Origin of the sequence: Chryseobacterium sp. KACC 21268, assembly GCA_028736075.1 — a bacterium.
Taxonomy (GTDB): Bacteria; Bacteroidota; Bacteroidia; order Flavobacteriales; family Weeksellaceae; genus Epilithonimonas.
This window is the reverse complement of the sequence record CP117875.1, coordinates 3,738,079-3,764,023: the sequence shown is the minus strand read 5'-3', so window position 1 is coordinate 3,764,023 and position 25,945 is coordinate 3,738,079. Positions and strand designations below refer to the sequence as shown.

The 25,945-nt window shown below is 39.7% G+C and carries 22 protein-coding genes; 10 read left to right on the top strand and 12 right to left on the bottom strand.

Annotation, left to right across the window (positions count from 1 at the left end; genetic code table 11):
* Nucleotides 1–4: 4 nt before the first annotated feature.
* Complete coding sequence (locus tag PQ459_17205) at nt 5–658, top strand: DUF1349 domain-containing protein (GenBank protein ID WDF46626.1); 654 nt, start codon at nt 5–7, stop codon at nt 656–658.
* Nucleotides 659–1,237: 579 nt separating this feature from the next.
* On the opposite strand, the gene ligA is transcribed toward PQ459_17205, so the two are convergent.
* On the bottom strand, nt 1,238–3,238 hold the full coding sequence (gene ligA, locus PQ459_17200; GenBank protein WDF46625.1) for an NAD-dependent DNA ligase LigA: 2,001 nt from the start codon (nt 3,236–3,238) through the stop codon (nt 1,238–1,240).
* A gap of 125 nt (nt 3,239–3,363) precedes the next feature.
* Here ligA and PQ459_17195 point away from each other — a divergent pair, with 125 nt between their 5' ends.
* The 4 genes from PQ459_17195 (at nt 3,364) to PQ459_17180 (ending at nt 8,061) form a co-directional block, all read left to right on the top strand.
* Entirely contained in the window at nt 3,364–4,512 is a 1,149-nt protein-coding gene (locus PQ459_17195; GenBank protein WDF46624.1) for a CHAP domain-containing protein, read from the top strand.
* A 167-nt stretch (nt 4,513–4,679) separates the two neighbouring features.
* Entirely contained in the window at nt 4,680–6,242 is a 1,563-nt protein-coding gene (locus PQ459_17190) for a M20/M25/M40 family metallo-hydrolase (protein ID WDF46623.1), read from the top strand.
* A 125-nt stretch (nt 6,243–6,367) separates the two neighbouring features.
* Complete coding sequence (locus tag PQ459_17185) at nt 6,368–7,114, top strand: glycerophosphodiester phosphodiesterase family protein (GenBank protein ID WDF46622.1); 747 nt, start codon at nt 6,368–6,370, stop codon at nt 7,112–7,114.
* 233 nt (nt 7,115–7,347) lie between these two features.
* Nucleotides 7,348–8,061, top strand: a complete 714-nt coding sequence (locus PQ459_17180) for a 3-ketoacyl-ACP reductase (protein ID WDF46621.1) — start codon at nt 7,348–7,350, stop codon at nt 8,059–8,061.
* Nucleotides 8,062–8,121: 60 nt separating this feature from the next.
* On the opposite strand, the gene PQ459_17175 is transcribed toward PQ459_17180, so the two are convergent.
* Nucleotides 8,122–9,567, bottom strand: coding sequence for an NAD(P)/FAD-dependent oxidoreductase (locus PQ459_17175; GenBank protein ID WDF48740.1), 1,446 nt, complete (start codon nt 9,565–9,567; stop codon nt 8,122–8,124).
* Nucleotides 9,568–9,752: 185 nt separating this feature from the next.
* Nucleotides 9,753–11,876, bottom strand: coding sequence for a Tex family protein (locus tag PQ459_17170; GenBank protein WDF46620.1), 2,124 nt, complete (start codon nt 11,874–11,876; stop codon nt 9,753–9,755).
* Between the two features lie 460 nt (nt 11,877–12,336).
* On the opposite strand from PQ459_17170, the gene PQ459_17165 reads away from it, so the two are divergent.
* A complete protein-coding gene (locus PQ459_17165; GenBank protein WDF46619.1) occupies nt 12,337–12,978 on the top strand; it encodes a DUF6266 family protein in 642 nt (213 codons plus the stop codon).
* Between the two features lie 57 nt (nt 12,979–13,035).
* On the opposite strand, the gene PQ459_17160 is transcribed toward PQ459_17165, so the two are convergent.
* Both PQ459_17160 and PQ459_17155 read right to left on the bottom strand, forming a co-directional pair.
* Nucleotides 13,036–13,947 (bottom strand): endonuclease, encoded by a 912-nt coding sequence (locus PQ459_17160; GenBank protein WDF46618.1) that lies wholly within the window; start codon nt 13,945–13,947, stop codon nt 13,036–13,038.
* Between the two features lie 5 nt (nt 13,948–13,952).
* Complete coding sequence (locus PQ459_17155) at nt 13,953–14,855, bottom strand: CorA family divalent cation transporter (GenBank protein ID WDF46617.1); 903 nt, start codon at nt 14,853–14,855, stop codon at nt 13,953–13,955.
* A gap of 521 nt (nt 14,856–15,376) precedes the next feature.
* On the opposite strand from PQ459_17155, the gene PQ459_17150 reads away from it, so the two are divergent.
* A complete protein-coding gene (locus PQ459_17150; protein ID WDF46616.1) occupies nt 15,377–16,399 on the top strand; it encodes a ketoacyl-ACP synthase III in 1,023 nt (340 codons plus the stop codon).
* 57 nt (nt 16,400–16,456) lie between these two features.
* Here PQ459_17150 and PQ459_17145 read toward each other — a convergent pair whose 3' ends face one another.
* From PQ459_17145 to PQ459_17130, 4 genes are all read right to left on the bottom strand, one after another.
* A complete protein-coding gene (locus tag PQ459_17145) occupies nt 16,457–16,885 on the bottom strand; it encodes a MarR family transcriptional regulator (GenBank protein ID WDF46615.1) in 429 nt (142 codons plus the stop codon).
* 102 nt (nt 16,886–16,987) lie between these two features.
* A complete protein-coding gene (locus tag PQ459_17140; GenBank protein WDF46614.1) occupies nt 16,988–17,410 on the bottom strand; it encodes an organic hydroperoxide resistance protein in 423 nt (140 codons plus the stop codon).
* Nucleotides 17,411–17,544: 134 nt separating this feature from the next.
* Nucleotides 17,545–18,741: a DUF1501 domain-containing protein gene (locus PQ459_17135; GenBank protein ID WDF46613.1), complete on the bottom strand. Its 1,197-nt coding sequence runs from the start codon at nt 18,739–18,741 to the stop codon at nt 17,545–17,547.
* Between the two features lie 12 nt (nt 18,742–18,753).
* Nucleotides 18,754–20,121, bottom strand: a complete 1,368-nt coding sequence (locus PQ459_17130) for a DUF1800 domain-containing protein (protein ID WDF46612.1) — start codon at nt 20,119–20,121, stop codon at nt 18,754–18,756.
* Between the two features lie 216 nt (nt 20,122–20,337).
* Between PQ459_17130 and PQ459_17125 the strand changes: the two genes are divergently transcribed.
* The 3 genes from PQ459_17125 (at nt 20,338) to PQ459_17115 (ending at nt 22,378) form a co-directional block, all read left to right on the top strand.
* Nucleotides 20,338–20,922, top strand: coding sequence for a hypothetical protein (locus PQ459_17125; protein WDF46611.1), 585 nt, complete (start codon nt 20,338–20,340; stop codon nt 20,920–20,922).
* A 178-nt stretch (nt 20,923–21,100) separates the two neighbouring features.
* Complete coding sequence (locus PQ459_17120; GenBank protein WDF46610.1) at nt 21,101–21,667, top strand: YceI family protein; 567 nt, start codon at nt 21,101–21,103, stop codon at nt 21,665–21,667.
* Nucleotides 21,668–21,736: 69 nt separating this feature from the next.
* Nucleotides 21,737–22,378 carry an alpha/beta hydrolase gene (locus PQ459_17115; GenBank protein WDF46609.1) on the top strand — a complete coding sequence of 214 codons (642 nt, stop codon included), beginning with the start codon at nt 21,737–21,739 and terminating at the stop codon, nt 22,376–22,378.
* 12 nt (nt 22,379–22,390) lie between these two features.
* Here the strand turns inward: PQ459_17115 and PQ459_17110 are convergent, their stop codons facing one another.
* The 3 genes from PQ459_17110 to PQ459_17100 are packed head-to-tail and all read right to left on the bottom strand — an operon-like array spanning nt 22,391 to nt 25,746.
* Nucleotides 22,391–22,960: a cupin domain-containing protein gene (locus PQ459_17110; GenBank protein WDF46608.1), complete on the bottom strand. Its 570-nt coding sequence runs from the start codon at nt 22,958–22,960 to the stop codon at nt 22,391–22,393.
* 55 nt (nt 22,961–23,015) lie between these two features.
* Nucleotides 23,016–23,561 carry a cupin domain-containing protein gene (locus tag PQ459_17105; protein ID WDF46607.1) on the bottom strand — a complete coding sequence of 182 codons (546 nt, stop codon included), beginning with the start codon at nt 23,559–23,561 and terminating at the stop codon, nt 23,016–23,018.
* Between the two features lie 31 nt (nt 23,562–23,592).
* Nucleotides 23,593–25,746, bottom strand: a complete 2,154-nt coding sequence (locus tag PQ459_17100; GenBank protein WDF46606.1) for a prolyl oligopeptidase family serine peptidase — start codon at nt 25,744–25,746, stop codon at nt 23,593–23,595.
* Nucleotides 25,747–25,945 lie beyond the last annotated feature (199 nt).

The following is a 25,945-nucleotide window of genomic DNA, read 5'->3' as shown; positions in this document are numbered from 1 at the left end:
CAAGATGAAAAAAATAATACTGTCCTCCATCATATTTCTGAACTTGTTTTCAGGACTGAAAGCCCAATCTCTTGAAAAAATGACTTGGTTCAACGAGCCTTCTCAGTGGGAAATCAAAGACAAAAAACTGATAATGAACGTCACGCCACAAAGTGACTACTGGCGGATTTCACACTACGGTTTTACTGTTGATGATGCACCATTTTATTACTCAACGTATGGCGGAGAATTCGAAACCAAAGTGAAAATCACGGGCGATTATAAAGCCCGCTTCGACCAAATGGGACTGATGCTGAGAATTGACGAACAAAATTACATCAAAGCCGGCGTAGAATTCGTGGACGGAAAGTTCAATCTGAGTACCGTCGTGACGCACAAAACCAGCGACTGGAGCGTTATCGTTTTAGAAAAAACGCCACCTTTTGTCTGGATAAAAGCAGTACGAAGACTCGATGCAGTCGAGATTTTCTATTCATTCGACGACAAAGAATATGTGATGATGAGAAATGCCTATTTACAGGACAACACACCTGTACAGGTCGGATTTATGGCGGCAAGTCCGGATGGAAACGGCTTCAAGGCTACTTTCGAAAACTTCTCTGTAAAACATCTTCCCGACCAACGCCGGTTGGAATGGCTGAAGAAAAATCAGAATTAAATATAAAACTCTCAGAAACCCAAATCTGAGAGTTTTGTTTTTTAGGAGCTGTTTCCCGCTGTCCACTGTATCTTTTTTGCGGCGGTCTCCACTTCGTTGCGTCCACCACAAAAAAGGATGCCGTTCCCATCGGGGCTAGGGGTTTTGTCTCTATTTTCAACTTTTGTCAAACTTCAATATTTTTAACATCTTCAGTATTTCGTTAATTATAATTATTGAAGAGGTTAAGAAAGCCATAAACATTACAATTAGGAAAAAGTAAAAGCTGGAAATTAAACTTTCACTAAATAAATCATAGATAAAATAAAGTGAAAAAAATAAGTTTATGATTAGAATTGTAATTAGGAAGTAACCTATTGATAATTTGGCTTTATGATTATGAATTTTTGTAAATTTAAGTAAAAGAAAAGAATTTACAATCAAATAAAAGCCTGTCAAATAATATTCAGCTCCGAGATTAATTCTATGACTACTTGCAAAAATTATGACCAGTAGAAAAAAGAAAGAAAAAAATAGAATCACAGAATATATTATCGATGCTATTTTATATTTTTTATTTGCTGTAATCATTTTATTACTCTATCCAATCAAATCCAAAAATTCCTGCTCATCAAGAATAGTAATCGTCCCAATATCCTGTGCTTTTTTCAATTTGCTCCCTGCTTTTTCTCCAACCACCAGATAATTCAGATTTTTAGAAACCGCAGAAATATTCTTTCCGCCGTGTTTTTCCACCATTTCTTCTGCCGATTCTCTTGTGAAAAGTGATAATTTTCCGGTAAACAAAAACGTTTTTTCGTCCAAAGCGTTGGATAAAACTTCATTTGTATTTTCTCCTTTTTCCAGTTGAACGCCGTAAGATTTTAATCTTTCCAGCATCAGAATATTCTCAGGATTATTGAAAAAATCAACGATGCTCACCGCAATTTTCATCCCGATATCTTCCACCTGACACAATTCTTCTGCAGTCGCTTTTTTCAAATCATCAATCGTGTTGAAATTTTTCACCAATTTCTTCGCAACCGTTTCTCCAACGTGTTTGATACCTATTCCAAACAGTACTTTTTCAAAAGGAATTTCTTTCGATTTTTCAATACCGTCGATAATATTCTGAGCCGATTTTTCTGCCATTCTTTCCAGGGGAAGAATCTGCTCTTTTGTTAAAGCATAAAAATCTGCAGGATTTTCAATCAGTCTTTCTTTATATAACTGTTCGATGGTTTCGCTTCCCAGATTATCAATATTCAAAGCCTTTCGGGAAACATAATGAATCATTCTCCCGACCACCTGAGGCGGACAGTGCAAATCATTCGGGCAGAAATGAATCGCCTGGTCTTCCAGTTTTATCAGTTCAGTTCCGCATTCCGGACAGTTTTTGATGTACTCAATTTCTTTGCTGTCAGAAGTTCTTTTTTCTTCGTTAACGCCGACGATTTTAGGAATAATTTCACCGCCTTTTTCCACATACACAAAATCGTGCTCGTGCAGACCGAGTTTTTTAATAATATCTTCGTTGTGAAGAGATGCGCGCTTTACGGTCGTTCCGGCTAATAAAACGGGTTTCAGATTCGCCACAGGCGTAATCGCTCCGGTTCTTCCGACCTGGTAAGTTACTTTTTCAAGTTCGGTTTCTACTTTTTCAGCTTTAAATTTATAAGCCATCGCCCAACGTGGCGATTTTGCAGTGTAACCAAGCTGTCTCTGCTGTTTTAATGAGTTGACTTTCAAAACAATTCCGTCAATTTCAAATGGAAGATTATGTCTTTCCGTATCCCAGAAGTTGATGAATTCTTTTATTTCATCTAAATTTTTGCAGAGTTTTGCCTGTTCTGAAATTGTGAATCCCCAGTCGTGAGCTTGATGAAGCAGTTCCCAATGGGTTTCCGCCGGAACTTCCTGCGAAACAAACTGGTACAAAACCGAAGACAGTCTGCGTTTTCTAACTTCACCACTATCCTGCATTTTCAGACTTCCGCTTGCTGTATTTCTTGGGTTCATAAAAAGGTCAAGGCCTTCTTCTTCACGCTGTTTGTTGATTTTATCGAAGTTTTTTCTTGTCAGATAAATTTCTCCACGCATAAAAAAACGTTCAGGAAAATCGCCGGTCAGTTTTACAGGAATATCTGAAATGGTTTTCACATTGGAAGTAATTTCGTCACCCTGAAAACCGTCGCCACGCGTCACTGCCTGAACCAATTTTCCGTTTTCATACAGAATTGAAATCGAAGCACCGTCATATTTTAATTCAGCTACAAATTCTACAGGCTCATCAATGGTTTTAATGATGCGCTTTTCCCAGTCTGCCAAATCATCATAATCGTAAGAATTATCAAGAGAATACATCCTGAACTGATGCTGAACGGTCGGAAAAATCTTGGTTACACCGCCACCCACACGCACAGTCGGAGAATTGTCATCGTGAAATTCGGGATGTTTGGCCTCCAAATCCTGAAGTTCTTTTAATAATAAATCAAATTCAAGGTCAGAGATGCTGGGCTCATCCATCAGATAATAGTTTTCATTATGCTGGTTGAGTTCTTTGCGGAGCTGTTCTATCTTTTGCTGAATATTTTCGGACATCGGGAATTAATTTTTACAAATGTAGGCATTAGAATAAAAGTTCAAAAGTGGATTTTGACAAAACTTATATTTGATAATGAACCAAAGAATATTTCATTAATTTTACAAAAAGCATATCGTTTAAAATGAAGAAAAAAATAGTTGCAGTTGCAGTTTTTCTACTAATTATACTGTCGGTTAACTGGTCGGTCAAAAAATTTAATCTTAATCAGAAGTATGAAGTTGGTCAGAAACTAGACAGCTTGAATGGTGTTGTGGTTTATTACAACGGAGGCGTAAATCACGTGGAGGAAAGGAATACGACAAAAGACGGATACAATCTTGGTCTCAAATACCAATGTGTAGAATTTGTGAAAAGATATTATTACGAATACTTAAATCACAAAATGCCCGACAATTACGGCAACGCCAAAGATTTTTTTGACGGAAAACTAAAAGATGGCGAGATAAATGAGAAACGTGAATTGTTGCAATTTCAGAATTCAAGTCGTTTAAAACCTCAGGAAAATGATTTGATAATTTTCAGTGGAAGTCTGTTCAACCGTTACGGCCACGTGGCGATTATCTCCAAAGTTTCTGACAATGAAATAGAAATTATTCAACAAAATCCGGGGCCATTTAGTCCACCTAGAGAAACTTTTCCGCTCGAAGTTAAAAACGGAAAATGGGAAATCAAAAACGACCGCGTTCTTGGCTGGCTCAGAAAAGAAAAGACTGAAAATAAACCAACCGAAAAGGTGGAACCCATTATATTTTCATCAAAATATCTTGAGATAAAAGATGCTTTAGTAGATTCTAATAGCTTGATTATTAATAAAGTTGATTTCGAAAAAATATCTAAGTTAAAAACAGATTCAACGAAGACAGACCTTTGGGAATGTGGAAATCCGTTTGAATGGCTCGACAGACCTTGGATGGAAAAAACCTATGGAAAATATGATGGTAAAGCGGGCAATTTTCCAAACTTCAAAGGTGAAATCACCACGATTTACAAAAAAGGAATCGAATATTCTACCAACAATCACATCATTCTTTTTAACAGGGCAGAGGCGGAAAATCATACTTTTAGTATTCCGTCGCACCATATTATTTTAGATAAAAGGACCACACTGAAAGATTTCAAAAAACTATTTCCACAGCTTGATGCTGAACAGGTGAGTAATGATGAAGTACGCTTTAGAATTTATCTCAATCATCTTTCGGACGATGCGTTTTTATTTTATTTTAAAGACGGTAAGCTTCAGAATTTTACTTTGTGGTGGCTTTTGTGTTAAACGTTCTTTATTGTCGTTATCTTTTTTTTTAGACTTTGAAAGTCTTTTCATTTTTAATTTTTCTTTTGTGACTTTTATGGTTTAAGACTTTTTTGTCATTTTTGAGCCAGTGCCAAGTCCGGTTTTCTCCCGATTTTACTATCTTTATCGGAATCAAATAAAAAGATATGAAGCGAAACACTTTGTTCACGATGTCTGCAGTTTTCTTTGCAGTCCAATTTTCTAACGCTCAAACAAAATCAACAGAAAAACTCAATCCGATTGTCGAAAGTTTTGTCAACGAGGCCAACAACAATTCCCAACTCGAGGATATGGCCTATGAACTTTTGGACGGCATCGGACCAAGACTTGTTGGAACGCCAGAAATGCTTTCCGCAAATAATTATACCGCCGATAAACTGAAATCTTGGGGCATCGAAGCAAACCTTCAGCAATTTGGAACGTGGAAAGGCTGGCAACGCGGAACCACACACGTGGATATGGTTTTTCCAAGAACAAAAACTTTGTCGGCAACGCAATTGGCCTGGAGTCCATCAACCAAAAAAGCAGTTGAAGCTGAAGTGGTAATTCTTCCGAAAGTGACTTCCAAAGCTGAGTTTGACAAATGGTTGACATCGGTGAAAGGAAAAATTGTTTTGATGGCGCAATACCAGAAAATTGGTCGTTCCGATGACCAAATCAAGGAATTCGCAACACCAGAATTGTACGACAAACTGAAAGCCGAAAAACAACAGGCGACCAAAGATTTTCAAGACTATATCAAAACGATTGGGTACGATAACAACACGTTGCCAGAAGCTTTGGAAAAAGCGGGTGCATCGGGCATCGCGATTTCCAACTGGACGGGAATTATGAGCACCAACCGTATTTTCGGGGCCAAGACCAAAAAGATTCCAATGTTCGATATTGATTTGGAAGATTACGGAATGCTTTACAGAATGGCAGAAAAAGGCGCGAAACCTAGAATCAAAATCGATGCACAGTCTAAAGTTCTTCCGGAAGCAAAATCCTTCAACACTATCGGAATCATCAAAGGAAAAGAAAAACCGAACGAATATGTCATTCTTTCTGCGCACCTCGATTCTTGGGACGGCGCGCAAGGTGCGACGGACAACGGAACGGGAACTTTGACGATGCTCGAAACAATGCGAATCCTCAAAAAATATTATCCAAATAACAAGCGTACCATCATCGTCGGACTTTGGGGAAGCGAAGAGCAAGGACTGAACGGTTCTCGTGGTTTCGTGGCAGACAATCCTGAAATCATCAAAGGTGTGCAGGCAGTTTTCAATCAAGACAACGGAACGGGTAGAGTGGTGGACATCAGCGGACAAGGTTTCAAAGATTCCTACGCGTACATCGGAAAATGGCTGGATGCAGTTCCTAAAAAAGTGAAAGACAACATCAAGACCAACTTTCCTGGAATGCCTGGTGGAGGCGGTTCCGACCACGCTTCTTTCGTTTCGGCGGGCGTGCCTGGATTCTCTTTGAGTTCACTTAACTGGGGCTATTTCGGCTACACTTGGCACACGACCAAAGATACTTACGACAAAATTGTTTTTGATGAGTTGAAGAACAATGTGATTCTGACAGCCACTTTAGCTTATATGGCTTCCGAAGACCCAGAATTCACAAGCCGTGAAAAAAGAGTGATGCCAAACGACGAAAAAGGCGAACCAATGAAATGGCCAGTTGCACGCGAGCCGAAAAGAACGAGCAACGACGAATAATTTTATTTGATTAAATAAACAAATTCAAAAATATTTTCTCTTGCAGATTATGCTGATTACTCAGATTTCATTTAATCTAATCTGCTTGATTTGCCAAATCAGCGAGAATTTTAAAAAAAAATTTAATGAAGAAACTAATTCTAGGATTAACGATTTTAAGTTCCATAATAATGAATGCCCAAACCCAAATCATCGCGCACAGAGGCTATTGGCAAACCAATCCGCCAACGACTGAAAATTCTTTGAAGGCTTTGGAGAATGCGCAGAAACTAAAAATCTATGGTGCAGAATTCGATGTTAGAATGACCAAAGATGGTGTGCTTGTCATCAACCACGATGAGCACCACGGGAAAATGGAAGTCTCTGAAACGGATTTCAAAACATTGGAAAAACTCAAACTTTCCAATGGCGAGAAGTTTCCAACTTTGAAAGATTATTTGAAACAAGGCAAAAAGGATTCGTCTTTAAAATTAATTGTTGAAATCAAACCTGCAAAAACGCCAGAACTTGAGAACGAGATTGTGAAGAAAACCATTCAAACCATCAAAGATTTGAAGTTGGAATCTCAGAGTGAATTTATCTCTTTTAGTTTGAATGTTTGTAAAGAAATCAAAAAAGTAGAACCTAACTTCAAAGTACAATATCTGGAAGGTAATCTTTCGCCTCAACAGATAAAGGCAGAAGGATTGGACGGCATCGATTATCATTACAGCGTTTTCGAAAAGAATCCGACTTGGATTTCTGGAGCGAATGTATTAGGGTTAATCACCAATTCCTGGACTGTGAATGACCTTGAAGTTTACAAAAAACTCAAAGAACAAGGTTTGAAATTCGTCACCACGAATGTTCCAGACCAATTGAAAAATCAGTAATAGGAATTCTATTTCTAATGCACTTCGAGAGCCTCAGTGTGACAATCTGTTTGTCGGTCTGAGGCTCTTTGAGTTTTTATTAATGTCAGTTTGAGGCTCTTGAATTGTCAGTCTGAGGCTCTCGAAGACATATATTATCGACTTACCAAATGATAAGATTTCATTAAATCTAATTGCAATGTTTCTTTTCTAAACAATCGTTTGGTAAATTTGCACCTTCAAAAATGATTACAATGAATTTAAAAGGAAAGAACGCCATCATCACCGGTGGCGGAAGAGGCCTTGGGAAAGCGGTTGCGCAAATCCTAGCCAATGAAGGCGTGAATGTCGGCATCACAGGAAGAAACGAAAATTATCTTAAAATAACAGCAAACGAACTGAAAGCAACCGGAGTGAAAGTAGCCTACGCGGTTTTCAGTGTGGACAACGAATTGGAAGTGAAAGCCGGAATCGAGTCGCTGGCAGAGCAACTTGGCGGTGTGGATATTTTGGTCAACAACGCTGGAATAGGCGATTTTGGAAGCATCGAGGAAATGCCTTCTGAGACTTGGGAACAAGTGATTAGAACCAATCTATTCGGTGTTTATTACGTTGCGAAAGCCGTTCATCCTTTCTTGAAAGAAAAAGGTCAGGGCGATATCGTAAATGTAGCTTCCACAGCAGGTTTGAAAGGCGGACCGAATATGTCAGCCTACGCCGCTTCGAAAGCCGCAGTGGTTTCATTATCACAATCGATGATGGCGGAATGGAGAAAACAAAACATCCGCGTCATCACTTTGACGCCAAGCACGATTGCTTCGGATATGAGCATCAACGGCGGTTTGACGGACGGCAATCCAGACAAAGTCCTTCAGCCGGAAGATTTTGCAGAATGGGTAAGAGATATCCTGAAAATGAACAGACGCGCATTGATTGCCAACGGTTCTATTTTCTCAACAAATCCTTAAGTTCAGAATAAAAAAGCAAAAAGCGGTTTTACAAAAATGTAGAACCGCTTTTTTATTGGATTAATCTTTCCTTTTCAAAACTTTCCCCCGTGGCTCATTCCCTTCATAGAGCGCAATTTCGGAATGTAGGAACTGTGCGGCGGCCGCAGAATCTTCAACTTTAATGGAACTTCGCTGTATCATTTCTGATTCGAAATCGGATAGGACACTTTTCCTGATTCCATCGGTTCGCCATTGCGATAATGGTCTGCATTTTTTTGAGATTTCACGAGCTAAGGACAGCGCATCCAACAAAGCCTGATTCGCACCTTGCCCTTTGAAAGGACTCATCGGATGTGCGGCATCGCCAATCAACGTGGCTTTTCCGAAGTTTTTCATTAAATCTGATGATAGCAACGCGCGGTCATAAACGGGATATCCGGAAATCTGACTTGCCAATGTTGAACTGATGATTTCAGGAATTGGTTCGTGCCAATTGGTTCGTTGGATGGCTTCTTCCTTAAGCGCTTCTGAACCTTTACAGCTGAGGTTTTTTGCCTCGTTCTCAGACATCGGAAAGCTCAATTGCCACATTATGGAATCGGCATCAAATGGCATCATATAAATCCTTTCGTTCCCATTGGCTGTCTGAAAAACCGTCGCTGAGTCTAATAAATGTTGGTCTGGATTTTCTAATGCACTCAATGGGCAAATGCCTAAAATCACGATGCAATCCAAATAGCGCAAAGGGGAAATTTCCTCACCAATTAAAATATTCCGAACCGCACTTCGGATGCCGTCTGCACCGACTATGAAATCTGCTTTTTCAATTGTTGATTCGCCATTGACTTGAAAGTTAAGGTCAATTTTACCGTCTTGAGTTTCATTAAAATCAATGAGTTGATGTCCCCATTTTATCTTGTCAATTCCGCCCAATTGTTCGATGAATGCGGAACGGAGCGATTGTCTGGCGATATGGATATTGGTTTTTTTTGGTGTTTGTTTCTCGGAATTTTGAAGCCACTTTCGCATTCCCCATTCGGCAACCACTTTTCCATCGGGCGTGTGAACCAGATGTCTTGTTGAGACCACACCTTTTTCCAACTTTGAAATCCCAAAACCTTCAATCGCTTTGCTGGCTTGCTGTAAGGTAAGCCCGTAACCTTGTGACCGCTCATTAAAACTATTGTCACGTTCATAAATCGTAAACGGAATGCTACGGTGCAGACAAGCCACGGCCAATGCCACGCCACCAATCCCAGCACCGATGATGGCGACGTGCGGAAGATTCTCCGCATCTGGAACAGGAAAACTATCCGAAGCAATCAATCCTGAGCCAGAGCAAGTCGGGCAAACATACCAATGCGCTTCTGGTGGAGTAGGTTCAATTCCATCACGGCCTGCATTCTCAAATTCCAACAAGGCTTTTTGGTAATGGAAGCGCGCACTTTTCTTGATTCTCCGCTTTTTCTTTCCGAGGCCTAAGCAGTCTGTGCAGGTGGTGAAAAAAGGTGTTTTGGTTTGCATTTTATTATGGTCGTTCTGATAGGATTTGAACTTTATCAATTTTTTTAACCACAAAAGTCACAAAAATTGTAATTCTTTGAAAGTTATTCAAAAGTGAAAAAAAAGTCAAAGTTATGTAGTTATCTTTTTTGCTCTTCTCCAATGATGAATGTAGATTTTTCTGTTGTGACTTTTGTGGTTAACGCTTACAAAATTATCGTCAACTGTATCCTTTTCCTCGCCTCATCCACTTCCACCACTTTCACCTGAACGTGCTGATGAAGCTTCACCACTTCATTCACATCCGAGACAAATCCGTCTTTCAATTGTGAAATATGAACCAATCCACTTTCTTTGATTCCCAAATCTACGAAACAACCGAAAGCCGTAATGTTGTTCACAATGCCTGGAAGTATCATTCCTGGGTTGAGGTTTTTAATTGATTTTACATTTGGGTCAAACTCGAAGACTTTTGCAGCTTTTCTTGGGTCGAGTCCTGGCTTTTCTAATTCTTTCAAAATATCCTTAATTCCTAGAATTCCTATTTCTGGCGTGATGTATTTTTCTGGATTGATGAGTGCAATCTTTTCTTTATTCGAAATCAAATCTTCGGTTTTGAGGCCCAGGTCTTTCGCCATTTTCTCAATGGTTTTATAAGCTTCCGGATGCACCGCCGAATTATCCAAAGGATTCTTAGCGTTTTTGATTCTTACGAACGCGGCGGCTTGTTGATAGGCTTTCTCGCCCAACCTTGGTACTTTTTTAAGTTCTTTTCTTTCCGTGAAGGCGCCATTTTCTGTTCGATAGTTAACGATGTTTTCGGCCATTTTCTCTCCGATTCCAGAAACATAGCTTAGTAAGGATTTGCTCGCGGTGTTAAGATTAACACCAACTGAGTTCACGGAACGGATGACCGTATTGTCCAATTCCTCTTTCAGTTTGGTCTGGTCCACATCGTGCTGATACTGCCCAACACCAATGGATTTGGCATCTATTTTTACTAGTTCAGCCAACGGGTCGGCCAATCTACGTCCGATGGAAACTGCGCCTCGAACTGTGACGTCATAATTTGGAAACTCGTCTCTGGCAATCTTGCTGGCCGAATAGATGGAGGCTCCGGCTTCTGACACTACAAAAACCTGAATCGGTTTATCAAAAGCGATTTTCTTAATGAAAAATTCCGTTTCTCGTCCAGCCGTTCCGTTTCCGATGGAAATGGCTTGAATATTATAGGCATTCACCATCGAGCGGATTTTCTTCATCGCCATTCCGGTTTCGTTCTGTGGGGCGTGTGGATAGATGGTTTCGTTGTTTAGAAGGTCGCCCTTCTCATCCAGACAGACAACTTTGCAACCGGTTCTGAATCCTGGGTCAATGGCCAAAATCCTTTTTTCTCCCAATGGCGACGCTAGCAATAATTGCTGAAGATTCTCAGAGAACACCTCGATGGCTTTGAAGTCTGCTTTTTCTTTTGCCTCCTGCAACGCTTCGTTGGAAATGGCAGGTTCCAAGAGTCGTTTGTAGGAATCTGCAATGGCGAGTTCTATTTGTTTCGTCGTGGAATTGTTGCTCTTGATGACGGCATTTTCCATCTTTTCTAGCGCTTCTTCTTTGTCAACATCGACAGAAACTTTCACAAAACCTTCATTTTCTGCGCGGAGCATAGCCAACAATCTGTGGCTTGGGATTCGGTTCAGCGCTTCCTGCCATTCAAAATATTGGGAGAATTTTTGCGCTGATTCATCTTCTTTTTTAGCCTTTACAACTTTCGAAGAGATAATTGCTTTTCTTTGAAAAAGTCTTCGCAAATTTTTTCGGATGTACAGATTTTCATTAAGCCATTCTGCCATAATGTCTCTTGCACCTTGCAAAGCTTCTGCTTCATTAGCCACATCCTTGTTGAGGTATTTGGAGGCAAGAATTTCCACATCGTCATTGCGCTGACTCATAATGATTTTAGCCAAAGATTCCAAACCTTTTTCTCTTGCAGTGTCGGCTTTGGTCTTCTTGCGTTTTTTATATGGCAGATAGAGGTCTTCCAATTCCTGAAGGTCAAAACTCTGTTCTATTTTTTGTTTGAGTTCAGGACTCAGTGCATTCTGTTCTTCGATGGATTTCAGGATGCTTTCTTTCCGTTTCGTGATCTCGTCAAACTGTTTGTTTAGCTTGAATATATTTTCAATCGCCACCTCGTCCAGATTACCGGTGCGGTCTTTTCTGTAGCGGGCAATGAAGGGGATGGTACAATCTTCTGCAAGGAGCTGAAGGGTGCTGTCTATGCTTTTGGAGGATATATTTAGCTGTTTCTGTATAAAATCTGAAGAAGTCATCTCTAAGTTTTGAAAAGCGAAAATAGTGTTTTGTAATGAGAACTGAAGATTGCATCATCCCTAAATTTTCAAAATATAAACCGTGAAATTGACTGAGGTTAAAATGATAGTTGGTGACCTCATCAAAACTGTTTTTTGAACAAATTAAAATTATATTTTATTATCATTATTAAGTCTTTAAAGTATTGAATTTTTGTGACTTATGGATATTTTTGTGTTGTTTTTTTTATTAATTTAATGCCATCAAAAAGCACAAATTATGAAAAACAAAAATAATTTTACATTGGAGGATTTGTTCCGAACAAGACCCGAAGAAAAGTGCAGGATGATCCGAAGAACTAAGAGACAAGCGGTCATTTCCTGTCAAATCAAGTCACAGTCGGTCAAATCCCGTCAGGGGTGTACAACCTGTGATTTTGTGCCCTAACTTCGTTTCATTAATCAATAAAAACAAATGATTATGGCTACATTCAACAAAGGAATTCTTGGTGGATTCTCCGGAAAAGTAGGAACCGTAGTGGGCGCCAACTGGCGTGGCAAAGACATTATGCGAAGTCTGCCAAAACCATCACAAAAAGAGCCTACCGAGAAGCAACTTTTGCAACAGGCAAAGTTTAAACTGGCGGTGTCTTTTCTGCAACCGCTGAAAACCATCCAGTCCCAATATTTTGGGTCGGGTAGTGGGGTGAAATCCCGAGTAAATCTGGCAACCTCGTACACCATCAATGAGGCGATGCAGGTGTTGGCAGGCATTCCGGAACTTGTGTACAACAAGGTGCTGATTACCAAGGGCGAACTCACAGGATTCCAAAATGCCATCCTATCTACTCAGGCAGATGGTGTTCTGGATTTGGAGTGGGAAGACAACAGCACACAAGGCAATGCCTCGGCAACGGATGAGGTAAGTCTAGTCTGTTATTGCAAGGATTTGAACGATTTTCAAATTTTTGAAAGTATTGTGATGCGCGCCGACCTGATGGCAAGTGTCACCCTCCCAAGTTTCTGCATTGGAAAGTCGGTGGAGGTCTGGGCGTTCCTCAACACCGAGAAGAGGACTTTTGCAAGTAACAGTTTTTATCTGGGCGAGCACACTGTGCTTTAAAATGAAGAATCCACTTGAGAGAGTGGATTTTTTTAATGTACATATTTGGAGTGTTATCTACTTGCTAAGCTGCACCACCACCGGAAAATGGTCACTCCACCCACCCATATATCTCGACCCGGAATAAGTCCTCAGCGGATAGCTGCTATTCTTTCGGTCTTTGTTTCGAAGTCGCGGAGTGTTGTAGATTTCGGCAGAGATAGTTTGGAAATTAAGTTGTTCGATAAGCAAATTCTCACTGTATAAAATCTGGTCAAAACAAAGGCCTTTCTTGCCGTGATAGGTCGAGAATTCACTATCAAGAAACAACGCTTCAAAAGGATTGCTCAGCATCTTAATGCCGTTATCATTAGTTAAGAATTGCTGCAATTCTTCAGCATCAGGATTCTCATTAAAATCACCCATCAAGATGATTGGTTCTCTTTTATCAACTAAATTCTGAATAGTGAGATGTAGTTGATTGATGATATAGTTGCGTTGTGCTTTCTTAGCATCTTTTTCCCTTTTAGATGGCAGATGGCAAACAAAAATGTGAAGCTTCTTCCCCTCGAATGAGAGTTCAACCTGAAGAATATCTCGGGTATCAAATGCCACACTTTCGGCCATCTGAAACTTCAAAGTATTGAATTGTACCAAGGTGTATTTCGCCTGATCAAACAACAAGGCAACACTCAATCCTCTGGAGTCCTCGGATTTTTGATAGACGATCTCATAATTCTGAATTGGGGAATCTTCATTAAGCAGATCTTCTAAGACCGTCCTATCGCCAATCTCAGCCAAACCAATGATGGACGGCAATTGCCCATAATCTTCCTCTACGAATCGAAAGACATTGCTGAGTTTTCGGATCTTCAGATTGTACTTGTAGCTGTCCCAATTGCGAAATCCGGAAGCAGGCTTTTCATCAGATTCGGAATCGGGCGGAAAGAGATTCTCCACATTGTAGAACATCATCAATTCTGAATCCATAGGTGCTACCAACGTTTTCTACGCATATAGATAAAGGTGACAGCAACAATGGTCAGCATCACGCCGATGGTGATGAAATAACCATGCTTGTGATGGAGTTCCGGCATATTATCGAAGTTCATTCCGTAGACACCTGCAATGAAGGTGATCGGTAAAAAGTATACCGAATAGATGGCCAAAAGCTTCATCACCTGGTTGGCTTTTTGGTCAGATAGCGCCAGGAACATCGATATTAAGTTGGTCGTCTGCGCATTCAGGTGGTCAAAATCTGCGATCACATCCTTCTGCTTGTCGATGAGGTCCATCACCTGAACATCCTCCAGGTCCAGGGTTTTGAATTTCGAGATCCATTCGCCGGACATATTCAAGATCCTGGTATTGAGGCCAGACTTGCGTTTCAGTTTATAGAGTCTTCTGATCTGTACAGAATCGTTGGTGTTTTTCAGGAAGATCTCGTTCTCCATCGCATCCATCACTTCCAGCAGACTGGCACTTTCGTCATCAAAACTTTTCATGATCTTGAGAGCCAATCGCAAGGCCAGATCATCTATTTTGACCGAATCGATATCTTCCTTGTCCAATTCCGAGCATAGTTCATTGATGCTTTTGCTCTTGGTCCGGTGCGTGGTGATGATGAGTTTTGGTAGCAAGAATATGCCGAGCTTACTGCTGATATCACTGATGGTGTTCAGCGTTCTCTTCTCCAGGTCGGTGGATTCGCGGGTCAGAAAGAACTTCACATCGCCCACTTCCTCGTATTTTGGAAGGTGGTTTGGGTCTATCGTATCCTCCAAAAGCAGGTAATTGATGTGATAACGCTGATGCAGGAACTGCAGGTCTTCCTCGGTGGGAGCCGTGACATCCACCCATTCCCAGTGCTTTGATTTGTATTTCTGTTCGATTGGCATATCGCAAAACTAAATAAAATTACAATCACTTGATACAAATCGGTCATTCAAATTATTTGGGCAGCTTTATCCGTCTTCCACTCCCAATCTTTTTTGCAGACCATTTCGGTTTAAGGAGAACATTAAGTCAAAGCAAAAAAGGATTTCCGTTCAAGCCGGGCTGCGCTTCGCAACAATCAAGATTTGTCATCCATTGAAGCTTTCACCTGCTTCGACATTGGAAACGGAAGCGTTAAGAAATTTTAAAGAAATTGCGTTAAGAAAAATCCACTGTTTGAAGCTGATGCTGGAAATGCGCTGGCAGCAAGTTTGGATTTTTTAGGAATTTATTTAAAATTTTAGCTGAGTTTCCCCGTCTTGACTTTTTGGTTCTTTTGTGTCAAGACAAAGAACTATCCATTGTGTATTATTTATTTGCTTGTGAATCAGTCTAGTATCTAACCTCTCAATTCTAACTTCCAATAAAAAACCTATGTAACAAATAAAATAATTATTTTTGCAGGTACTTTTAAAATACCAAAATGATCAAAAGTGTAATCTCAGGAGTAGGACATTACGTTCCTGAAAATATCGTGACCAACGATGACCTTTCCAAACTGATGACCACGAACGATGAGTGGATCACCGAGAGAACAGGCATCAAAGAAAGAAGACACCGCAAGAATCGCGTCGATTCCGAAGAGACGACTTCTTTCTACGGTTTCAAAGCATCAGAGATTGCTCTGAAAAACGCCAACCTTACCGCCCAAGACATTGATTATATTGTTTTTGCAACGCTTTCTCCGGATTACTATTTTCCAGGTTCAGGTGTTCTTTTGCAGGATTTGTTGGGTTGTGGAACGATAGGCGCCTTGGATGTTAGAAATCAGTGTTCAGGATTCGTCTATGCGATGAGCGTTGCAGATGCTTTCATCAAATCTGGATTGTACAAGAATGTTTTGGTAGTCGGTGCAGAGATCCACTCTTTTGGACTGGATTTTTCTGATGCTGGCCGAGGTGTTTCTGTCATCTTCGGAGATGGCGCTGGGGCAGTGGTTTTATCAGCCAGTGAAGATGCCAATGCGAAAGGAATCTTGTCTGTCAATATGCATTCCGAAGGGAAATATGCAGAAGAACTTGCCGTGAAATTTCCTGGAACCAAATTGGGATGGAGCGATACTTTACTGACAAACCCAGACTCTGTAACCTCAGAAGATATCTATCCAGTAATGAACGGAAACTTCGTTTTCAAACACGCTGTGACCAGATTCCCAGAAACGATTTTGGAAGCTTTGGAAAAAGCAGGTAAGAAGATTGACGATTTGGATTTACTCATTCCACACCAGGCGAATATCAGAATTGCACAATACGTTCAGCAATTGTTGCATTTGCCAGACGAAAAAGTCTTCGTAAATATCCAAAAATACGGAAATACGACTGCTGCATCTATTCCAATTGCTTTGAGTGAAGCCATCTTGGAAGGCAGAATGAAACGCGGCGATTTGGTTTGTATGTCCGCTTTTGGAAGTGGATTCACTTGGGGAAGTGTCCTTTTTGAATATTAATTCAGTTCCATTAAAAATAAAAAAAGCGCTATTCGGATTTCCCAATAGCGCTTTTTGTTACTCATTGATCTGTTTGACGACTTTATCGGATAAAGCCTTCAGTTGCATCATTTCTTCCAGACTCAAGTTCATTGCTTTCGCCAATTCGATTGGGATGCAAGTGGCTTTTTCCTTCAGCTTTCTGCCTTTTTCTGTAAGGTGGATTTTCACCACACGCTCGTCTTCTTTGCTTCGTTTGCGAGTCAGATAATCTTTGGATTCCAGACGTTTCAGCAACGGTGTCAAAGTTCCATTATCCAATTGCAAGATTTCTCCAACTTGGTTGACTGTCAAATCATCCTTTTCCCAAAGCGTCATCATTGCGATGTATTGCGGATATGTCAAGCCAATATCTTTTAGGATTGGTCGATAACACTGCATTATTTCGCGGTGTAATACGTAGACGGAAAAGCAAAGTTGCTTGTCGAGTTTTAGTAAATCTTCCATATTGGACTTTTTAATTTAATCGTTTGCAATTTTCAAAGATAACAGATTTTATTTCTGTGTCATCCTGAACTGAGTCTGAGGACGAGTTTGGGCAAGCAGATTTTAGTCGTTGCTAACCGTCAATTTTACTTCCATATTTCCTCTTGTAGCATTAGAATATGGACAAATTTGATGTGCTTTTTCAATCAATTCCTGAGCTTGTTCCAAAGAAACACCCGGAATGTTTGCGTGCAATTCTGCTTCCAATCCAAAACCACCGTTTTCGATTTGTCCGATTCCAACTTTTGCTGTGACGGTTGTTTCGCCAGTTTCTATTTTGCTTTGTTTGATGACCAAATTGAGTGCGCTGTCAAAACAAGCTGAATATCCTGCTGCGAAAAGCATTTCAGGATTGGCGAAGTCGTCGTTTGCGCCGCCTAATCCTTTTGGCATTCTCACTTCTAGGTCAAGAATTCCGTTATCACTTTTCACGTTTCCGTTTCTTCCTCCTGTGGCTGTAGCGCCAATGCTGTACAATGTTTTCATTTTGTTGATGATTTAATTATTATTTGATGGGACAAATGTATGGTGTAAAATTATATTGTGCAAAATATAAAATAATGTTTACATCAAAATCGATGATTGATGTAAACTATAAAGATACTTTTTGAATTTAAAAATTAAATGAAATCATAGTAACCATTATCCTTTCCAAGGATTTTTTGGTCATTGGTATTTAGCCATTTTTTCAGAACTGTGGCGTAAACTTTTCGGAAATCTTCGGTATAAATCAAATCACCGTCATTGAGTTTGGTTAAGTCAGGAAGAGGATTCAGTAATCCTTTTTTCTTGAGTCCGCCGCTAATGAAGAACATTTGATTGGCCGTTCCGTGGTCGGTCCCGTCGCTCGCATTTTGGGCCACGCGTCGCCCAAATTCTGAGAAGGTCATAATCATCACATCATTGAATTTCCCGTTCTCCTTCATATCCTTCACAAAAACTTCCACCGCTTCATCAATGGTTTTAAACAACTGATTTTGCCTTTGATTTTGATTGGTGTGCGTATCAAAACTGCCAACAGAAAGGTAATAGACTTGCGTATTGATATCAGATTTAATGAGAGAAGCAATCGTTTTGAAGTCCTTTCCGATTTGTGTCGCAGGATAAACTTTGTCCGTCGGTTTCGCTTTGCTTTCTTTGAATATATATTCTGAATTGTTGACCGTATTTCCAAGCGTATTGTAAAGGTAACTTGCCAAATCGTGGTCGTGGTCGTGATTGTCCACTGCCAGTTTTTTATAAAGAGACTCCTGACTGTTATCGAAAAGTTTTTTCGGATCTTTCAGAGCGATTGCTTTTTTGTTTTCGCCTTTCATTGCGAGACTTAGCAGGTCATCAACTTCAATCGCCTGCGTCGGATTGGTGCAGTCGTGGCAAGCCTCATCCAGATATCGTCCAAGCCAGCCGGAATTGATAAATTCATTACTTCCACTTGCCGATTGCCAGATGTCCATACTTCGGAAATGCGATTTGTTCGGTTCCGGATAGCCAACGTTGTTCATTACCGCCAATTCACCATTATCGTAGAGGTTTTTGAAATATTTCAGACTTGGATTGATGGCCGCTTCATCCGTCAGCAAAAGCGCTGCATCTTCCTTGATAGAGATTTGATTTCTTGAACTGTAATAGATATCATTTTTGATGGGAATAATCGTATTCAGCCCATCATTACCACCAGAAAGTTGAAGAATAATGAGTGTTTTTCCATTCATTTCAATCGCTTCCGGAAGTGTCAGTGCACTCAGGAAATTCGGGAATAGAAAAGAGGCGGCGGCAAGACTGCTGGTTCGTATAAAGGTTTTTCTATTGATAATCATAGTGGCTTATTTTTAACAAAGTTGATATTCCGGCGTCGACATTATACTAATCATCAAATGCTGTTTGCTCTTATCAGTATTGAACTCATTAATCATATTTCTGAGTTTTTCGGTGGGATTTGGCAGGAGCAAACTGAACAGGTCTTCATCCAAAATGTTATTAATACTTTCCCAGTGGATGCTGATTTTATTTTGGTTTTTGTTCACGACCACTTTGTTTTCGCCTCTTCCCATATTCACGTCGTCGTTCGGTTTTGGTTCTACATCGAGTGTTTTGTAGCCAGCCATTACAGATGGGATTTTCATCCTTAATAATAGGGTAGAACTGTCAATCCACTCTGTTCCGGAAGGCCAACCTGCGACGTTTGGTGGTTGCAAAAGCTGTTGTCCGAGGAGTCTTTCGAAGTTGTAAATCGTGTTGCCGTCTTTCGTGTCCATCGGCATTATTCTGCGGATTCCGACAATCAAATCAATCGGAGACTTTACTCTTGCGCCAATATTGGTCTCAGAATAAAACCAATTGGAAAGAAAAATCTCATCGAGCAAAGTCAAAATCTGGTAATCCGATTCGTAGAATTTCTGGCTTAAGGATTTGATTAATTTCTCGTCCGGCGTTTCATTGACCAAATATTTATAAATTTTTCTGGTGATAAATTCCGCGCATTCCGGTTTTTCAAGAATCATATTAATGATATCGGTTCCTGTAAAGTTTCCTCGTTTTCCAAGGAATTCTTTTTCTCCAGAATCGTGTTGTTTCAGGTTTTCCCGGAATTCTCCATTTTCGTCATAACTCCAGCCTGTGAAAGCTCTTGCAGATTCTTTGATATCTTGCTCCGTGTAAAGATTTCCTCTTCCAAGCGTGAAAAGTTCCATCAATTCCCGGGCGAAGTTCTCGTTGGCTTTTGCTTTTTTGTTTTGTTGATTATTAAGGAAATTCAGCATTGCAGGCGATTTTGAAACTTCGAAGACCAAATCCCGGAAACTTCCCAAGGCATTCTTCCTGAAAATATTAATGATATCAACATTAAAAAGAGATTGCTGAATCCTCGTGGCAAAATGGCCGTGCCAGAAAAGCGCCATCTTTTCCTGAAGCTGATTTGGACTGTTAATCATCAAATCCTGCCAAGCCTTTCCTATGGCTGCATTGTGGTTTTTATTATAAAGATTGACCGGTTTCTTATCCGTTGCTTTGGACATTTCCTGATACTGTTGGTACGAAATCCTATAAGCTTCAATTTCAATCGGTTTATAGTTGGAAGTTGACTTCAATTGCTCATAAAGTTTCTTTTGATTGCTGCTCTTCAGTTTCTCAATTTCATTGTGATGAACGCCAAAACCCGCTCTGGAAGCCAAATGTTTATTCTTAAGAAAGTTGTTCATATCTGTCAATTTTTTCCATTACAGAAATTGGAAGTTATAATGACAGCAAAAATTATGAAAATATCGGTTTATGAGTAAGTTTTAATATTTAATTGTGATTTTAATGAATTGAAAATTAGATGATTGATTTTTCTAATGTTAGATTGGTCAAACAATATTTCAGCTTTGGCACGGTATTTACAAGTAAGACCTTTGTAAAATTTAAAATTTAAAAATATGAAGTCTTTAAAACAATTAATAGCAGGAGCCGGAATTTTGGCAGGAGGATTATTGTCTGCACAGAGTGCAAATATGACTAATATGTTAAAAGTAGGCTTGAATGGCGGTGTTTCTACAGGTGGTAACACGGCTGCAAACCTTGGTGTAGATTTATCTTACCAACATTTGGTAACGCCAGGTTTTGGTTTGGGTATCGCCACTGGTTACAACAACTATTTTGGAAAAGATAGAAACGTAGCCATCAACGGTGTGAATGTAGATGTGAGAAACAATGACTTTGGAGTAATTCCAGTAGCAGCACTTTTCCGAGTGTATCCAAAAGAAATGGGATTCTATTTCGGAGCTGATGTTGGTTACGGATTCATCGTTGGAGATGATTATGTTGCAGAAAACGTAGCTGTTACAAGGCCAGACGGCGGTTTCTACATCAAACCAGAGATTGGTTACCACAACCGTGACTGGAACTTCTTTGCACAGTACAACAAGACTTTTACTGGTGACAAAGGCCAGATTGCAGACCAGAAATATAACGCTGGCGCGATTGGTGTAGGATTTAGCTACAACATTCCATTAGGTAAGTAGATTCTAATTTTTTCGTTGTTTGATGAACCGAAGAAATCAAAACATTTTTCAATAAACTATGTACAAATAAAGCCCTCATTTTCGGATGTGGGCTTTATTTTTTAAAAACTTATCATACATCAATATTTATTTTGAATGATTCTAAGTAGATTTGCATCATTAAATAATTAAAAAAATAATGAAAAAAGTAGCATTACTTGCAGTACTGGTTAGCGGATTGGCTTTCGGACAAACAAAAAAATTGACAAGCTCAGACGTACACTGGTGGGGATATAAAATCGCTAAGACAGAAGCATCTTCTCACGATGGAACTGTAAACGTAAAATCTGGAAACCTTGTTCTTAAAAATGGAGCAGTTGTAGGTGGAACTTTCGTATTGGATATGACTAGTTTGACGGCTACAGATTTATCTGGCGAATACCAAGGAAAACTGAACGGTCACTTGAAAAATGGTGATTTCTTCGAAGTTGAAAAATTCCCGACTGCGACTTACAAAATCACTTCTGTAAAGAAAAACACAAACAAAGATTATAACTTTGCGGTAAACGGAAACCTGACTGTGAAAGGTAAAACGGCACCAGTTTCTTTCCCTGCAAAAATCACTTCTGCAAACGGTGTTGTGACTTTGGAGTCTGACAAATTCTCTTTCGACAGACAGAAATTTGACGTTGCTTATAAATCTACAATGCAAGATGTAATGGTAAAAGACGAAGTTGATATGAAAGTTAAAATCAGCGTAAAATAATTTTACCCAAAATAGATAATTTTAAAGAGCAGATTTTTTCTGCTCTTTTTTTGTTATTAAATTTGAATAATGAAACTTTATACCATCAGCGGTCTTGGCGCAGACGAAAAAGTCCTGGAAAAACTCACGTTCAATCAAAATATTGAAGTGGTTCACATTCCCTGGCTGATTCCGAATCTCAACGAAGATTTCTACGAATATATCTTAAGAATGTCAGAATCCATAGACGATTCGGAAGATTTCTATTTGTTGGGATATTCTTTCGGTGGAATTATCGTACAGGAAATTCACAAATTGAAACCGGCGAAAAAAATCGTCATTCTGGGAAGTATTCGTTGTGATGCAGAAAAGTCAAGGCTAATAAAAGCTGGTCAAAAAACCAACGCTATCAAATACATTCCGACGAGGGTTTTCAATGGCAACACGACTCTGTTTTATTCATTTTTCAGAAAATTATTCGACCCGAAAAATCCGAGATTAAATCAATATTTCCGAGTGAAAGACCCTTATTACCTCAAATGGTCTATGGACAAAGTCGCGCATTGGAAATTCGATAAAATTCCCGATGTCATTCAGATTTTGGCAGACAAAGACATTGTTTTCCCCATCAAAAATTCCCAACCGGATTTTGTCATCAAAAATGCAACACACCTTTTCCCGGCCACCAAACCGAAAGATGTGTCTGAGATTTTGAAGACGATTTTTGTTTAATCAATATCAATTTTACTTCACTGCATCCAGATTAATCGGTGGGCCAACATCGGTTTGATTGGCTTCAGATTCCTCTGGGAATTTTCCCGAAGCGATGGTTTTGAAATAGGATTCCATCTCATTGCTCCCAGGAAAGTGCATCGAAATCAAGGTGCCCGGATTATTCTCTATTGGATTTGCAAATGTGTGCGGTGTTCCTCTCGGAATGAAGGCGGCATCGCCGGTCTTTGCAGTGAAAATCTCATCACCAATTTGAATCAAAAATTCACCAGACAAAACAAAAAATACCTCTTCCTGATGTTTGTGGATGTGGAGTGGTGGACCACCTTTTCTCCTCAGTGCATCGGGCATCGTAGTTCCAAACAGCAATTGTCCATCGGAATCTTTGTTGGAAATCACACATCGCAACAAGTCGTTTGTCATCGTTTTTTGAACACCATCGAACCGACTTTCGTTAGCACGGATTAGAAAACCCTTTTTCGTAGTGTTGCGTATCGTTTTGTTGCCCCAAAAGTTGAAACCGGCAAATGAAAAAGCAGGAATCGACAACAAAGTTGCAGTAATAAAATTTCTTCTTTTCATAGGATTGAGATTTGAGATTAATGTTTATAAGAGATATTTCAAGATTGGAATATTTTCAGTCCCAACCGAGCGGAACGATGTCGGGTGAAATGCTTCCGTTTTCACTGATGTAGCCGAAGAAATCTTCCACTTTTTTAGGAGCCGGTGAACAAATGACGACCACAGTCCCGGGATTATTTTCAATCGGATTGATGATGGTGTGCAGAGTTCCTCTCGGAATAAAAGCCGTGTCGCCAGTTTTTACTTTAATATCTTCGCCTTCGATGTGCACGACAAATTCACCCGAAACGACGTAGATGGTTTCGTCTTCGTACTTGTGAATATGTGGTGGCGGACCGCCAATCCGTTCGAAAATCTTGGGCGTTGAGGTTTGGATGAATAAGCCTTCCTGCGTGTCCACTGAGGAAACCTTGCAATGCAAAAAAGCATCTTTGGGTTTTGTAAGTTTTCCATTAAACCTGCTTTCGTCAGCTCTTATAACAATTCCTTTTTTTGGACCTTGATCAGTATTGATTTTTTTTCGGTCAAAATTGATGATGCCAGCAAACGAAAGTGTCGGTATTGCCAGCAAAGCACTTGCGATAAATTTTTTTCGTTTCATTGTGTTTGAGTTTAGGTTACAAGATTTTTTTTTATTTAATTTGAAAATCCGGATGTCCACATTGCCAAAGGATAAAAGCGATTTTCTTAGATTCTTCGTTGAAATATTCCTCTTTTGTACTGCCACCAAAATGTCCTGCATTGTAATTCACATCTAAGAAAACGGGATTTTTGGAGCCATTTTCATTTTGCATTTTTCCCGCAAATTTTGCCGGATTGTAACTTGCAACTCTTGGGTCGTTGAAACCTGTTGTAACTAGAATTGCAGGATAATTCTCACCTTTTTTGATGTGGTGGTACGCATCCATTTCCAACAAAGATTTGAATTCCGTTTCATTTTTGATTGTTCCGAATTCTGCAATATTTCCAGGACCATTGGGGTCAAATTCAGCACGCAAGGTGTTCATCATCCCTACTTCGGGGATTGCAACTCTGTACAAATCTGGTCGCTCTGTTATTGCACGCCCGATTAAAATTCCGCCCGCGCTTCCGCCAGTAATTGCCAATTTTTTAGCAGAAACATATTGATTCTGAATCAAATATTCTGCACAGGCATTGAAATCTTTCCAGGTATTTGGTTTGTTAGTTTTCTTTCCGCCCAAATGCCAGTCGTTGCCTTTTTCCCCACCGCCACGTATGTGCGCAACGGCAATCACGGTCCCTTTGGTTAGCAGTGGAATGAATTCCGTACGGAAAGTCGGCGTGAGCGAAGTGCCATAAGAACCGTAGCCATACATATATCCGATGCTCTTTCCGTCGCGCTGTACCTTGGTTTTGTCGTAGATGATGCTCAGCGGAACCATCGCGCCGTCGTGTGAACGCACCTCAATTTCTTCCACAACCAGATTTTTGACGAAGGGCATTTTGTAAATGATTTCAAACGGATTTTTGGTCATCTTTTCTGTTTCCAAATCAAAGGTTGAAAATTGATTGGGAATATTCCAACCGCTGTTCACAAGCAATATTTCATTGTCTTGCGTGGAGATATTTCTCGCTTTGATATTTCCTTGCAAATTGATTTGTGGTGATGATATTTTTCCCGTCTTCAAATCATAAAAGGATAGTTTGATGATTAATTCATTTTTACTTTTATTGATGATGATAAAATCTTTGGCCGAATATATTTTGGAAATTTTCCATTCCGGATTTCCTTTGAAAACAATTTCTGCTTTCTTCAAGTCCAAATTTTGTAAATTGGTTTTGAGAATATTAAAATGAGGATTTCCTTTGGCCGAAAGCAAGTACAAATCGTTTCCGTAAGCAATGATGTTTTGAACTTCGTCAGACGCTGAGGTCAGGGGTTTCCAATTGATTTTGGTTTGATTCAGTTCAGATTTGTGAGCAAAATAGATGGTAAGATTTTTTTCAACCGTTAATTTTACCAAGAATAGATAAGGAGAATTTTCAAAAGTCATCAAACTCGGCATTTCCTGCGGTTGCAGACCAAAATCTGGATTCGTCGTTGCGCTGATTACAATTTTGTCGGATGAAACCGGCGTTCCAACAATGTGAATTTTACACGGCATATTCAGCATCGTTTCTGGGTCGTGCACATCGTAGTTTTTCATTTGTGTGTACGTGATTTGGTCGTTGCTTCCCGAAACGAACGATGGTCCAAGCGCCAAAGGAATGATTTCAGGTAAAAATTTTCCTGATTTCACATCATAAATATGCAAATCACTCACTTCATTTCCCGCCTCACTCAGAGAAAATAGAATGCGCGAACCATCATTGCTCACAAAGGTTTCGAAGTCAAATGTCTTACCTGCAACGTGGGTTTGCGGGTCAAATATCAAGGTTTCTTTTCCTGTTTTGATGTCTTTAGAATAAAACTTATTCACCTGCTCGCCGGGCAGACTTTTATCATAGAAATATTTTCCGCCCGCTTTGGCGACAGGATTGTAGCGCACAGAGCGCATCGCATCCAGGTCTCGGAATTCTTGGATTAATTTTTCCTGCCCTGGGATTTTTGCCAATTGAGAATTGGTGTATTCCGATTGCGCTTTGAACCAGTTGATGACTTCAGGATTTTTGATGTTCTCAATCCAGCGGTACGGGTCATTGATTTTCATTCCCCAATGCGTTTCTACAACATCCACCGTTTTTGATTTGGGATATTGATATTGAGCTTTTAAAGTGCTTGTTGCTACTATGATAGCAGAGAAAGCAAGAATTTGAATTTTCATTGGTTTAGTTTATGGTTATTTTTTTGAAGTGATTTTTCCCACTTTTTGCATTCGATTTTACATCATCTTCTATCTCTAATTTTTTTTCATTAATGATAATTGATTTTTGAATCAATAAAACTTAGAATTAAAGGTGAAAAATATAATTACTCAAGTGAAGTCGTTGAAAAATAAACGCTTATCTAATTTAAATAAAATA